Annotated in this window: 9 protein-coding genes and 2 rRNA genes (1 of these 11 running past the window's edge); 7 read left to right on the top strand and 4 right to left on the bottom strand. The window is 55.0% G+C overall.

Translation table 11 applies throughout. The features are described from left to right. Window positions 1–16: 16 nt before the first annotated feature. Window positions 17–523 (bottom strand): tetratricopeptide repeat protein, encoded by a 507-nt coding sequence (locus AC1PPK_RS23480; protein WP_481115402.1) that lies wholly within the window; start codon window positions 521–523, stop codon window positions 17–19. 218 nt (window positions 524–741) lie between these two features. Between AC1PPK_RS23480 and tssJ the strand changes: the two genes are divergently transcribed. The 3 genes from tssJ to icmH are packed head-to-tail and all read left to right on the top strand — an operon-like array spanning window position 742 to window position 3,477. Then, complete coding sequence (gene tssJ, locus AC1PPK_RS23485) at window positions 742–1,353, top strand: type VI secretion system lipoprotein TssJ (protein WP_481115403.1); 612 nt, start codon at window positions 742–744, stop codon at window positions 1,351–1,353. Window positions 1,354–1,366: 13 nt separating this feature from the next. Beyond that, window positions 1,367–2,710, top strand: a complete 1,344-nt coding sequence (tssK, locus tag AC1PPK_RS23490) for a type VI secretion system baseplate subunit TssK (protein ID WP_481115404.1) — start codon at window positions 1,367–1,369, stop codon at window positions 2,708–2,710. After that, window positions 2,707–3,477, top strand: a complete 771-nt coding sequence (gene icmH / locus AC1PPK_RS23495) for a type IVB secretion system protein IcmH/DotU (RefSeq protein ID WP_481115405.1) — start codon at window positions 2,707–2,709, stop codon at window positions 3,475–3,477. The genes tssK and icmH overlap by 4 nt, the downstream gene beginning before the upstream one ends. A gap of 555 nt (window positions 3,478–4,032) precedes the next feature. Here icmH and AC1PPK_RS23500 read toward each other — a convergent pair. Further along, window positions 4,033–5,157: an ISAs1 family transposase gene (locus AC1PPK_RS23500; RefSeq protein ID WP_481115406.1), complete on the bottom strand. Its 1,125-nt coding sequence runs from the start codon at window positions 5,155–5,157 to the stop codon at window positions 4,033–4,035. Window positions 5,158–5,880: 723 nt separating this feature from the next. Here AC1PPK_RS23500 and AC1PPK_RS23505 point away from each other — a divergent pair. Genes AC1PPK_RS23505 through AC1PPK_RS23520 form a run of 4 tightly spaced genes read left to right on the top strand, consistent with a single transcriptional unit; the run spans window position 5,881 to window position 12,068 of the window. Further along, complete coding sequence (locus AC1PPK_RS23505; RefSeq protein ID WP_481115407.1) at window positions 5,881–6,495, top strand: M15 family metallopeptidase; 615 nt, start codon at window positions 5,881–5,883, stop codon at window positions 6,493–6,495. 9 nt (window positions 6,496–6,504) lie between these two features. Next, window positions 6,505–10,281, top strand: coding sequence for a type VI secretion system membrane subunit TssM (gene tssM, locus AC1PPK_RS23510; RefSeq protein ID WP_481115408.1), 3,777 nt, complete (start codon window positions 6,505–6,507; stop codon window positions 10,279–10,281). Then, window positions 10,278–11,258 carry a type VI secretion system-associated protein TagF gene (gene tagF, locus AC1PPK_RS23515; protein WP_481115409.1) on the top strand — a complete coding sequence of 327 codons (981 nt, stop codon included), beginning with the start codon at window positions 10,278–10,280 and terminating at the stop codon, window positions 11,256–11,258. The genes tssM and tagF overlap by 4 nt, the downstream gene beginning before the upstream one ends. Before the next feature lie 3 nt (window positions 11,259–11,261). Then, window positions 11,262–12,068 carry an OmpA family protein gene (locus tag AC1PPK_RS23520; protein ID WP_481115410.1) on the top strand — a complete coding sequence of 269 codons (807 nt, stop codon included), beginning with the start codon at window positions 11,262–11,264 and terminating at the stop codon, window positions 12,066–12,068. A gap of 397 nt (window positions 12,069–12,465) precedes the next feature. Here the strand turns inward: AC1PPK_RS23520 and rrf are convergent. Continuing rightward, a 5S ribosomal RNA gene (gene rrf / locus AC1PPK_RS23525) occupies window positions 12,466–12,578 on the bottom strand. A 116-nt stretch (window positions 12,579–12,694) separates the two neighbouring features. Next, window positions 12,695–14,350: ribosomal RNA gene (locus AC1PPK_RS23530) — 23S ribosomal RNA — on the bottom strand; it runs 1,227 nt beyond the window's last position.

The raw sequence follows: 14,350 nt of genomic DNA on the forward strand, positions 1-14,350 counted from the left end.
AGGACAAGGCGATCGCCTATTTCAACGTATCGAAAGGATTCCCTCCCACCGTGGTCAACCGGGCGTCCCCCTCTCCTCCAGCCTTGCGCCGCACCGCAGGAGTTGCCGGGGGCTTGGGCCTGACTGGGCGCACTTCTCGCTTGACATCAGTCTGAGGAACCAGAACGTCCTCTCCCAGCGTTTCCCGCATCACTTTAACGAGCCCCACCACATCAGAACGCGCACTTCCCTTCAATTCTGTATCGCTGCGGAGCTCATATAACGACTGACCCGCGATCCGCAGTCCGGCCACGGCACGAATCACCTTAGCGGAGCGCTCTGCCGGGTCCCGCTGCAACACCTCCTCTGAAGCAAAAATAGCTTGAGCATAATTTCCGGCATCAAAGTAGATCTTGGCCTTTCGCGCCCACGGCTCCTTCCTGTCAGGATTTCGGCGTGACATATCATCCAGGAGCTGGATCGCTTCCTTCTGACTGCCTTGCTGTAGCAAGGAGTCCACGGACTTGCCAGACACTTCGAGCACTGCGTTGAACTCCTGGGGCTTCAACGACGGCGGCGCTGATGCGCATCCTGACAGCAGACCGACAAGCACGAACGATTCAAAGGATCTTCTTTTCCACATAGACATCCATTCAAGAAGGACAGAGCCAACACGCCCCAAGAAAGATACCAAAAGCATAGTAATACATATGACTATGGCGTTACAATACTTAATATGGATTATCAAAAAAACTAAAATGCATGCGCCGCACCCCCCTCCTTCATCCGGCTCATCTTGCTACCTCTGCAACCTGTCTGCTCCTCGCAGGCTGCGGGGGCACGGCGGTTGCGCAAGCTGCAAGCAGCGTTCTCGACATTGCGTTGAGTACAACAAAGCTGACCGACAGAGCTGCGGGCAACAAACCGCCCAACGAGATTCCACTGAGAATCCATGCTGGGGAACAGCTCAACACATCTCGCGAAGGCAAGCCCCTATCGTTGGTTGTCCGGGTCTACTCGCTTCGCTCCATAGAGCGACTGAAGACGCTTACATATGAACAGCTGACAACACCGGAAAGCGAAAAAGAGGGCCTAGGGGAAGACTTGATATCAGCCCGCGAGCTCATCCTTCTGCCGGGCAAGACCCACACCTTGCAGCTCCGAAGCCCCCCGGAAACCAGCGCGATAGGCATCGCGGGGCTGTTTCGCGCTCCATATGCAGGGAGATGGAAACTCGCCTTCGATCCGAACACGACAACCGAAATCATCGTTGGAGCTCACGCTTGCGCCCTGACAACAAGTTCCGCCACTCAGATTCCCGAGCCTGGCAGTAGATCAGCCGGCTCCCTTGTAGGCGTTCAATGCAACCGATAGGCAATCCCGAAAAATGAATCGTGCCCAACCGCTATGGGGCGAAGGACTCTTCCTCCGTCCCCAACATTTTCAACAACAGGATATCTATACCGATGCAATGAACCGACGCACCCTGCTGGCGGCGAACCCATATGCCTGGGGAGTCAGGGAACTGAGGCTGGACAAGGAGGCACTACACAATGGAGTCCTGCGGTTCACCCAAATCGATGCGGTGTTCTCAAACGGTGATTCGCTACTTGCTCCAGATATCGACCAGCTCCCCCCACCCCTTTCCCTCAACGACATGGCTATTGATGACGAAGGTATGATTTTTCATATCGCCCTACGGCATCTGAACCCTCAGGGAGGCAATTGCGCACAGGATCTCGCCACCGGCAGCAACGCCCGATATCTCGTCATCTCAACGGAAACACAAGATCTATTCTCGGATGCAACGGAAGCCGACATCTCCCGCTTAAGCAAAATCACGCAGATCAGGCGGAGAAACGATCCCAATGACCTGTTTCAGACACTTCCAGTTATCCGGATTAGCAGAACGTCAAGCAACGGTTTCGAAATGGACCCAAGCTTCATTCCCCCATCCGCCAGCCTCCGAAGCAACGCCAGGCTCCATCTCATGCTTCGACGACAGATTGATGCACTCCTCGCTAAGGTTGATGCCCTGTACGGCCTGCACAGGGAACCTTCGAAAAACATCATCGAGTTTCGCTCCGGCGACATCGCCTCATTCTGGCTCCTGCACACCGCCAACTCAGCCTGTGCCGCACTAACTCACGTACTGCGCAACCCGGAAATCCATCCAGAGCGCTTTTTCCAGGAGTTACTGCGACTGGCAGGCGGATTGCTGACGTTTTCACGTCACCACACGCTCAACGACCTGCCTAGCTACGATCACGCCCATCCAGGCCCATGCTTTACCTGTCTCGACGCTCTAATCCGGGAACTTCTAGACACCGTGATCTCGACCCAGTACTTCGCCATCGCGCTTGCACACCCCAAGCCTGCTTTTCACACAGGGAAATTGGATTCCGAAAAAATCGATGAGAAAACGCGCTTCTTCCTGTCTGTCAGCGCGGCTCACCCGCAGTCCGAAATCATCGAATCCATCCCGCTCCGCTTAAAGGTAGGGGCACCCGATGATGTGGAGAAGTTGGTGCTCTCCGCAATGGCCGGCGTACGGCTCATTCACGCAGCACAAGTCCCCGCAGCCATCCCCGTACGACCAGGCGCTTGCTACTTTGCCCTGGAGGGGCACGGCCCCCTCTATGAGCGAATGCTCAAAGCACAGTCCGTCATGATTTACGCCCCTGAGAGCTACCAGGATCTCAGCATCGAGATGATCGCCGTCATATCATGAGCTCAATACCCAGCCTCTTTGCCGAAGCCGCTCAGCCCACCACCTACGACCAATCGGTATCCGGTACTCTCACTCTGGTCGACTTGCTGTACGACGGCTTTCACTTGCTGATACTGCTTCGCATGGGCTGCCTGCCCAACGATGAGAGCAAGTTCTCAGGCACGCTACAAGAACTGCTGGAAACCTTCGAACACAAAGCAAGGAAGCTCAACTTCAGTAACAACGACATCTTCGACACGAAATATGCCTTTTGTGCAGTCGTCAACGAATTCATCCTGTCCACACAGAATCAAATCAGGGAAACCTGGGAACGCCGTCCACTTCAGTTGCTTCTGTTCGGAGAGCAGTTGGCTGGAGAGCACTTTTTCGACAAGCTCGAACATGCACGCAACGGTGGCGCGCAGCGCATCGCTGCGCTTGAAGTCTTCCACATGTGCCTGCTGATCGGATTCAAAGGACGTTACGTTCTTGAAGGCTCGGAAAAGCTCAAATATCTGATATCGCAACTTGGAGATCAGATCGGACATATCAAAGGCAAGCCTGCCGAATTTGCCCCCAACTGGGCACCGCCTGACAACATCATCAACTCGATCCGACAGGAAACACCTGCGTGGATCCTAGCATCTGCTCTGACGCTGTGCGGCCTGCTCGCCTACGCGGGCCTGCTGTTTTTCGGCCAGGACTCCGTGTCATCGTCCCTGAGCGCATACGCCAACGTTGTTGAGCCGCCACAGCGTAGCCCCACGTTGACCATCACCCTGCCGTAGCAGTGTCGGCAAAGCCTCTCGGCAACAGCAATCCGGGCTACGACGGCTATTTGATAATCGCCTGAATGATATCGACATCACGTTCAAATCGTAGAGCGTCGCTTCTTTGGGCTGGTTTGGCACCAAGCCTACCTGCAGTATCCATCTTCTGTCTTTTGGCCGGCAGCCTGCTCCCTTTGACTGGTCGCCGGGTAGCCTGCTTCTTTCCCCCCGTAACAAACCCGGTCTGGGTGCTGAAACACGATGCGACTCTTTCCGCCTGACCGTTGTCTTAGCGGACAGCTGTCCTTCCGCTCCAGCAACGACAGACTTTGCCTCTCCAAGTGGCATGGGCGAGGCCTCCCCGTCAGCACCGTGCCCGACGACTCCAGCCCCCCTCACGGAACCTGGAGAGATCGCGGGAATAGGAAACTCCATATGCGGCCCTTGTTCAACTCGCGACACATCGGCCTCGACACGTCTCTCAAGCCCCTGCCGCACACCTTGCCCGATAATGACTGCTCGCGCAGCCTTGGCATCGGTCGAGTCAGCCCCCAGGGCAATCGCACCTTAACGTCATACCCCCAGCAGCTGGGCGCGAAACGCATCGACAGTGGCTGCGAGCATGCGCTTGGACTTGATGCTGGCCTTGCGCGTCGTATCGAGTCGCAGCAGGTTCATGACGATGTGGCGGACGATGGCCAGGTTGTTGGCAGCGTAGCCGCTGCGTACGCGTGACTGATCCTCGTTGAACTGCACATCCAGACACCAGTGAAGCTGATTCTCCACCTCCCAGTGACTGCGCACGGCCCGTGCAATGCGCTCGGCATCGGCGGGCAGACTGCTGATGTAGAAGAGGCGCTCGGTGCTGGTATGGCCACCGACCGTGCGCTCGCGTTCGAGCACCGCAAAGCTGGCCAGATCCTGCCAGGCGTCGCTCTGGTAGAGCCGGCCGACGCCCTCATAGGCCCGGCATCGGCGTACTTCGATGCGCCCGTGATCCTGGGTCGTGGTTTCGTGTGTGGAACAGGGCCTCAGGGGGGCTCGGGGATCGAGGCCGGCGAACAGGATCGAATCGTACAGATTCGGATGGTTCTCCTTCACGCACAGCACGTAGTGGGCGCCCCGTTCGCGAATCGTGCGCGCGATCTTTGTCTGCGTTCCCATCGCATCGATCGTCACCACGCAGCCCTCGAGTGCCAGCTTGGCGAGCAGTTCCGGAATGGCGGTGATCTCGTTGGACTTCTCGTCGGTGGCCATCTGGCCCAATACAACGCCCATGCCGGCGGCGAACGCGCTGACCAGATGCAGCGGAGCGGCCTCGGCTTTCGTCTTGCTGCCCGTGCGCCGGCTGGTCTTGCCGTCGATGGCGACGACCGTCTCTTCGGCCAATGCGGGCACCACCATGCCGACCCAGCGTCGGAAGGCGGATTCGAACTCGTCGGGGGCAATCATGCCGAACACGCGCCCCATCGTGTCGTGAGACGGGATGCCGTGCTCAAGCGCGATGAACCCGCGCAACCAGTCGAGCTTGGCTTCGGCCCACAACTCGATGTCGACGAAGTCGTCCACGCCCGAGAGCACCGCACAGACCGCCACCGTCAGCAATTCGGCCAGGTCATGGCGGGTATGGCGCGCACTGCGCGGGTCGGAGATCGAGACGAATACCTGCGTCAGCGGCATGACGTTTCCCATCTTCATCGGATGCCCAAAAAGGCAGGAAACTACACAATTTGGGCCGCGGTGAACAGTCACGTCACGAATTTGTTGCGTTTTAAGAGGGGCGTTTCACTATGCAAAGTAGGTGCGATTGCCCTGAGTCAGCCCCGTCCCACCAGATCTCCCCCACAGCAATCCCGACAGCAAGCACTCCTATCCCAGCAAACCAGGCAACTCTTGCCCCCAGCCCTGTAGACAAAGCTTGAACGTTTCCAGAGGAACTCAAGTCACTCAGGATACTTATTGAAGAGCCAGCGCTTCGCCCTCCCCTCCGAACACTCGCGGTTTCTTCGCCCATCACCGTAAATTTGCCATTTGCATAATTTGACATTGCGCTAAAATACCATAAAAATACATATGTCATTATTTTATGCCCTACGCAACAAAAAAGGCGGCTTTCAGTCTGCGCCGCCGACAATCGCACCTTGCGTCAGCTCCATGCCTCCCCAAACCAGCGCACGTCGCCCAAGGTCTGCCCGCGTGATCCTGTACAGCGTGCTTGCCTACTTCTTGCTCATCGCAGCCGGAGTAGCCATATTCGTTCTACCGGGGTTGCTGCCCCGGTTATTGGCCGCACTGGGCAAACAAGGAGATCGCTGTAAGACATTTCCGCTTCGGTCCTGCGCACATCGCCGCCTCCTGCTCACTCGGTACAAAAAGGGCTCAATACCATCCGCATTAACCGAGGCTGCATTAAGCCACCCCATGCGCGGCATAGGAGTCACGCTGCTGCTGACTGCGCCGTCACTGATGATTTTCAGCCTGAACGACTCCAAGGTCTTCGAGTTCGATGGCACCGGACAATTCACCGACCCACAGGTCTCTGCGCTGCTCGAAGGGGAACGTCTGACTCCTCCACCGCCACTTCCTCCCGAAGTGTTTGCGACGCAGGAAATAGAGAGCATTCGACCCGATGTAGTCCATGCCAGCCGCAACTGGCAACTGCTTGACCCGGAATTCACGCAACGCCTGCTAATCGTTTTTCGCTTGATGGAAGAACGACATGGATACCGCATGGCGCTGGTGGAAGGCTACCGCAGTCCTGAGCGACAAGCACAGTTGTTCGACCAGGGAGGCCACGTCACCAAGGCCAAGGCCAACATGAGCTACCACCAATACGGCTTGGCGGCAGACAGCGCGTTTCTCAAAGACGGGAAGATAGTTATCTCAGAACGCGCACCCTGGGCCATGCGTGGCTATGAGCTATATGGGCAGGTCGCGGAAGAGCTTGGACTGACCTGGGGCGGACGATGGCAACTTCGGGATTTCGGCCATGTGGAACTCCGTCGCAAGAATGTCCTCGGTCAGGCCACTCGTTAGGAAGCAGACTTGAACAAACCTTCTCAGAGTGATCAACAAAACCAAACGATGCCTCTATTCCGAAGCCTGATCGCGAAGCGCCAGACTCTTTCGTTTCTGGGCATATCACTACTCGTTCTGACGCTACTGTTGGGAACTTGGCAGTTCCAACTTCCCATACGATGGGTGATCTTCACATGCGGCCTGCTTGCTGCCATATGGATAGGCATACTGATGCGTCAGCACCAGATGGCTAGACGCGCAAGTACGGATCTCAGTGAGATGCTCGAGAATCAGGGAGAAGCCTCACGCTCTCCTGACTATACGGATCCCGAGCGGATGGAGGCCCTGAAGCTGCGCATGCAGGAAGCCATCAAGAAAATAAAAACCTCAAAGCTCGGCCAACTATCCGGCTCCGAAGCCCTCTATGAGCTTCCGTGGTACATCACCATAGGCAACCCTGCAGCGGGCAAGAGCACCGCGATTGTCAATTCAGGATTGCACTTCCCATTCGACGACGGTGGCCAAGCCGTCATCAAGGGTATCGGTGGGACCCGGAACTGTGACTGGTTCTTCACTACGGAAGGTATCCTGCTCGACACGGCTGGCCGCTACACTATCCGCGAAGAGGACGGCGCGGAGTGGCTCGATTTCCTGAGGCTACTGAAAAAAACCCGTCCCAGAGCCCCGATCAACGGAATTCTAGTTGCGGTGAGCATAGGCGAGCTGATCCACTCTGAACCAGAGTTTGCACTAAACCTCGCCAAAGACCTTCGGCAACGCCTGCAGGAATTGACGGAACAACTAGAGGTCTTCGCACCGGTCTACGTACTACTTACCAAAGTGGACTTGCTTCCCGGCTTCTGCCATTTCTTCTCTGATCTGGACTGGATTGAACGGAATCGTGTTTGGGGGGCGACGTTTCCTTACGAACATGCTACGGGCGGGCAAGATGCTATGCCGCTCTTCGAAAAGCGCTTCGACGAACTCTATCTCGGTCTGCGAACGGCAAGTGTCGTACGCCTGTCACACAGCCACAGCGAGAGAGCCATTCCGGAGCTACTCACCTTCCCCGCCGAATTTGCCGCGATAAAACCAGCTTTGCGCGCATTCATTGCAACGCTCTTTGAAGAGAACCCGTTCCAATTCCAACCGGTTTTTCGCGGATTCTATCTCACTTCGGCTATTCAGAACGAAGACACATCAGCCTTATCCAGCGAGCGCATCGCTCGGGCATTCGGGCTTTCGGCGCTACCCACCAACTCATATGCCCAAAGCGCAGCTCAAGGATATTTTCTCAAACAACTTTTCTCAGAAATCATATTTCCCGATCGCAATCTAGTTCGCCGGCACACAACCCGGGCGCACTATCTGTGGCGTCAAACTGCCATCGTCGGAAGTCTCGTAGTTCTCGGGGCAGTTCTGGCTGGCTGGAGTTGGTCCTACATGAACAATCTCAGCCTGCTCAAGAACGTCGAACAGGATCTTGCCAAGGCTGTCAAGCTTCAAGATGGTCGATTTGACCTGCAGTCCCGCCTCGAAGCGCTGGAAATCCTTCAAGACAGACTTGCGCAACTGGAACGCTTTAACGAACATCCCCCTTTAGCGCTCGGACTAGGCCTCTACCGCGGTCAGCAAATGGCCGACAAGCTGCGCGAGGAATACTTCGCAGGCATTTCGGCGGTCATGTTGCTCCCTATCAAGAATGCCCTAGAGAACTTCCTCGCTGAGGTCAACCGGCACGAGAATATCGCCTCCACCCAAACCCAGGCAGTAACAACGCATGCCCTCACTCAATACAAGGGCGCAAATGCATCCGATATCGAAGACAGCTACAACGCGCTGAAAACTTATCTGATGCTATCCAGCCACGAACACATCGACGTTGGGCACCTTTCAGACCAGATTACCCGCTTCTGGCGCGGCTGGCTCGAAGCCAACCGCGGCGCCATGGAGAGGGAGAAGATGATCACCTTGGCCGGTCGCATCGTATCTTTCCATCTGGAACATGCAGGCGCATCCGACTGGCCGACGATCAGCAACAACCTCGCCCTGGTTGATGGCGTGCGCGAAAAATTACGCCGGGTAGTCCGCGGAATGCCTGCCGCCGAACGCGTGTATGGCGAAATACGCGCAAGGGCTTCAACACGCTTCGCCCCAATGAGCGTCGCTAGTATCGTAGGCCCCGACAACGCCCCTCTAATAAGCGGTAGTCGCGTGGTTTCAGGAGCCATGACAGCGGAGGCGTGGAAGGATTACGTCCAGCCGGCGATCAAGGACGCAGCAACCAATGCCCAGAAAAGCGTGGACTGGGTTTTGGAAAGCTCCAATAAAGATGACCTCACTCTGGAAGGCAGCCCTGAACAAATCCAGAAAACACTGACGGCGATGTACAAGCGCGACTTCACCGAGGAGTGGAGACAATTCATTCGGGGCATCAGCATCACGCCCTTCCCCACGTTTCCGGATGCTGTAACCGCAATGGCACGTCTCGGAGACCCCCAGATATCCCCCATCGGAAAATTGCTGAGGGCCATTTCTGAACAAACCACTTGGGACAATCCGCAACTAGCCCATATCGCACTACAGAAAACCCAGAGTGGTGTCGTGGAATGGTTCAGACAATCCGTTCTACAGATGGCGCCGGTTCAGATCACACTGGATAGCAGCGCACCTCCCAAAACCACAGAGCCCGTTCTGGGTGCAATAGGTAGAGAGTTCTCAGCCATCGATCGCCTGGCGGCCTCCCGAGATGGGGGAGAGTCACTGCTCGGGACTTATCTCAAGCAACTATCCAAGATCCGCTCCCGTTTGAATGAATTGAAAAATCAGGGCGATCCTGGCCCCGGGGCACTAAAGGTCATGCGGGAAACCCTAGACGGCAGCAACTCGGAATTGGCAGAAACACTCAAGTTTGTCGATGAGCAGATGCTCATAGGAATCCCTGAAAACCAGAGGACGACCCTACGTCCGCTCCTGCTCCGCCCTTTACTGGAGACTTACGCCGCACTTATCAAACCAGCAACGGAAGATCTCAACAAGACATGGATGGCGCAAGTCTACGAGCCTTTCACGCGCAGGCTGGCAATCAAATATCCGTTCTCTCCGAAGGCCGGCATAGAGGCATCCCCCGCGGAGATTGCCCAGATGTTCGGTCCCGATGGCGCTATATCCAAGTATGTGGAGGCCACCATAGGCTCTCTAGTTGTTCGCCGCGGTACTACCATCGCACCCCGCACCTGGGGCGATCTGGGCCTCACGTTGCAACCCGAATTCATAACCGGATTCGCCCAATGGATCTCTCCCCTCGAAGGAGGTGCGGCAAACGATACCGGGCAAGGTGGCGCACTACAAACCCAGACGGTCTTCATGCTGAGGCCTCAGCCATCACCGGGCCTAACCTCCTACACGCTAGAAATAGATGGGCAGAAGCTCACCTATCGTAATGGTGCTCCTCAATGGACCAACTTCATATGGCCAGGCACTTCAAATGCACCTGGCGCAAAAATCACTGTAAATACTTATGACGGAAAAACCCTCAACACAGTCAATCACCCTGGTCGATTCGGACTGGAGAAGATGATCAACGCCGCGCAACGCAGCAAACAAGCCGACGGGAGCTTCCGTCTGAGCTGGAAAAATGAAGGGACCGAAGTCAGCATTGATCTAAAAGTCATCAGCAATACGCAGGCGCAAGGATCCTCACCGACAACACAGAGCCAACGCGGCCTCGGCGGCCTCACACTTCCGCGCAGCGCGATCACGCCAGCGACTGTCCCCCAGGCTCCGTCAGAGGGTGGCAGGTGACGAACTACAAATCCACATATTTCGGGAAAACCCCTCTGCATGCCGACTTCGTCCGCGGGAGAGGAAGCCAAAAGCTAATCAACCTTCTCGATAGTTGGATCGCGAGATCGATGGAGCAGCTATGCCAGACGCCAAACTGGAAATCCACCTACAACGACTCCGGAGCGATCGACTTCGCCTTTGTCAGTCCGGCAAGCACGCTCACCTTGATAGGAAGCCTGCGTGCCAGTCGAGATACGTCAGGTCAACATTATCCGTTTCTGACCGCCTCCACCATTCAGAGAAATGATTTACGTCTGTTCCGGTACGGCCCGTCAGTCCTGGCGAATAATCACAGAGTCCTTTCTACATTGGCAGACTCGACTTTGGCAGGAATGGAGCTGAACAAACTCCAGGATGAATTGGACAAGTTAGACTGCGCCCGAGACTTCGATTTGACGATTGCCAGTGATCCTCTTGGCTATTTTGCGCGAGAGACAACCTTGGATGCATTGTCTGAGACTCTGGGGGGGCAAAACACACCCGAGGCTATTGCCAGAACAATCCTTGCCATAGGACTCCTCATGCAGCAACTCTTCACATACGGGCACCCGCCGATAGACAAGGAACTGGAGCTTCCCCTTCCGGATAATATGGAAAAGAAATATTGGCAGGTTGCTGTGCTATGGCTCTACCTGATTACAGCCTTCATACGAGATCCAACGATAGAATTACAAATCATACTCGAACGAAGCCCAGGCAGATCGCGAATGCTCGTAGGATTCAATGGAGCTACCGCATATCCACTATGTACTACGTTTATGAGATACACACCCCAGGAAAGGAGAGTATGCCTCATTGATCCTCCATGGATCAATGATCACTACAACCTTCATGGCGATAGCGGAGTACTCAAACTCTCCAGTTACCTAGCTCAACCGACCTTGAGCCTTGAGCGAATCCTCAAGACGTTCAGGGAAGCCTTTCTGAAAACATAGGTCATGACCATTCGTAGCGCAATTTTTGCCGGCCTGCTGTCTGCACTCACAACGCTAGCCTCAGCGCAAACGGACGACAAATCACAACTCGCCTACCCCCCAACCGAAAATACAGATGCTGCCAAAATTGTGGCCTCAGGCAACGTCGCCGATGAAGCAACCCGTCTAGCCATTCTAGGAAAATTGCGGGAGCTTTATGGAGAGCGCAACATAGTCGACAGAATTTCCATTGGAGGAGTATCCCCTCCCCCAAAATGGACAGAAAATATAGAGAAACTACTTAATAACAATATAAAGCAGGTTCATAACGGCCAAATACATGTAAACGGAACACAAATTTCACTCAAGGGGAATGTAGCCAACGCAGCGCAACGTCAGCAGATATCCGCAGCAATCACCGCCTCACTGAATCCACACTACACAATTACCACCGAACTTACTGTTTCAGAATCACGTCAAGAAATACTGGACAAGGCCTTATCCAATCGGGTCATCGAATTTGAAAGCGGGTCTGCCAGTTTGACATCTTCTGGTCAAGCTATCCTCAACGACATGGTTTCAGCCATAAAGCTAACCAATGCACGAAATGTACAAATCATAGGACATACCGACAATGCAGGAAGCCGCCAATCCAACATTGAACTAAGTCTTGCTCGGGCTAATGCAGTACGTAGTTATCTCGGTAGTAAAGGAATTCCTACAACCAGCTTGAGCACAATCGGCGCAGGCCCCGATCATCCTATCCGAAACAACGACACACTCCAGGGGCGCGCACAAAATAGACGGATTGAATTTCAGTTCTTGGAGTAAGAGCTATCGTTACATTCTATTAGCCCGGCAATCAAATAGGCTTTGGTATAACTCGGGCGTGGAAAAGGTCTGAATCAATGGAATGGACGCCCCCACCCGATGTGGCATTGATGTGCCAGAGTGGAAGCCGGGGGCTTACCAAGCTGCGGGCGTTAAGAGCGCCCGTGGTGAGCGTTGCTGGAAACGGCGGAGCGAGACTCCGTCAGGTAGGGTTCAAGGAGACGAACGCAAGTGAACCGCTGATGACGTGTTTAGCGAGCTACGGGTCTGGCGGAAGATGGGATGGCCGGGGGCTTACGCTTACGGAGGAGATGTTTTTTCTTTGAGGGTGCTTTGTTTCGGAGCTTTAAAAACATAAAGCCCCCGCGCAGTAGTGCGCGGGGGCTTTGATGGGTAAGTCTGACGATGACCTACTTTCACGCACGGTTGTGCACTATCATCGGCGCGGTCTTGTTTCACGGTCCTGTTCGGGATGGGAAGGGGTGGTTCCAAGACGCTATGGTCGTCAGACTATAACTTGTACCGCTTGCCGCGTTTTCGCGGTCGAAGCGTCAAAGGGAAGAAGTGTTCTTTGGGGTATGTGACTGCGCTTTGCGCGGTGTTCGCCTTGCATTTTGCAAGGTTATAGGATCAAGCCTCACGGGCAATTAGTACTGGTTAGCTTAACGCATTACTGCGCTTCCACACCCAGCCTATCAACGTCGTGGTCTTCAACGACCCTTCAGGGGAATCGAGTTCCCAGGGATATCTCATCTTGAGGCGAGTTTCCCGCTTAGATGCTTTCAGCGGTTATCTCTTCCGGATTTAGCTACCCGGCGATGCGACTGGCGTCACAACCGGTACACCAGAGATCCGTCCACTCCGGTCCTCTCGTACTAGGAGCAGGCCCCCTCAAATATCCAGCGCCCACGGCAGATAGGGACCAAACTGTCTCACGACGTTTTAAACCCAGCTCACGTACCACTTTAAATGGCGAACAGCCATACCCTTGGGACCGGCTACAGCCCCAGGATGTGATGAGCCGACATCGAGGTGCCAAACTCCGCCGTCGATGTGAACTCTTGGGCGGAATCAGCCTGTTATCCCCAGAGTACCTTTTATCCGTTGAGCGATGGCCCTTCCATACAGAACCACCGGATCACTATGACCTGCTTTCGCACCTGCTCGACTTGTCGGTCTCGCAGTCAAGCCACCTTTTGCCATTGCACTATCAGTACGATGTCCGACCGTACCTAGGTGACCTTCGTACTCCTCCGTTACCTTTTGGGAGGAGACCGCCCCAGTCAAACTGCCTACCATGCACGGTCCCCGATCTGGATTCACAGACCTAGGTTAGAACCTCAACGACACCAGGGTGGTATTTCAAGGACGGCTCCTCTGGAACTAGCGTCCCAGTCTCATCGCCTCCCACCTATCCTACACAAGTCCCGTCAAAGTCCAATGCAAAGCTACAGTAAAGGTTCATGGGGTCTTTCCGTCTAGCCGCGGGGAGATTGCATCTTCACAAACACTTCAACTTCGCTGAGTCTCAGGAGGAGACAGTGTGGCCATCGTTACGCCATTCGTGCAGGTCGGAACTTACCCGACAAGGAATTTCGCTACCTTAGGACCGTTATAGTTACGGCCGCCGTTTACCGGGGCTTCGATCAAGAGCTTGCACCCCATCACTTAACCTTCCGGCACCGGGCAGGCGTCACACCCTATACGTCCACTTTCGTGTTTGCAGAGTGCTGTGTTTTTAATAAACAGTCGCAGCCACCGATTCTCTGCGGCCTCTTCGCCCTTCGGATGTACTCCTACAAGCTACCGAGGCATACCTTCTCCCGAAGTTACGGTATCAATTTGCCGAGTTCCTTCTCCTGAGTTCTCTCAAGCGCCTTAGTATCTTCTACCTGCCCACCTGTGTCGGTTTGCGGTACGGTCACTCTATGACTGAAGCTTAGAGGCTTTTCCTGGAAGCAGGGTATCAATCACTTCGGTCTCAAAGAGACCTCGTCGTCACGCCTCAGCTAAGCTCTCCGGATTTGCCTAAAGAGCACGCCTACACGCTTAAACCGGGACGTCCAACACCCGGCTGACCTAACCTTCTCCGTCCCCCCATCGCATCATAGAGCGGTACAGGAATATTGACCTGTTTCCCATCGACTACGCATTTCTGCCTCGCCTTAGGGGCCGACTCACCCTGCGTCGATGAACGTTGCGCAGGAAACCTTGGGCTTTCGGCGAGGGTGCTTTTCACACCCTTTATCGCTACTCATGTCAGCATTCGCACTTCTGATATC

The organism is Zoogloea sp. JDB1 (assembly GCF_056724025.1).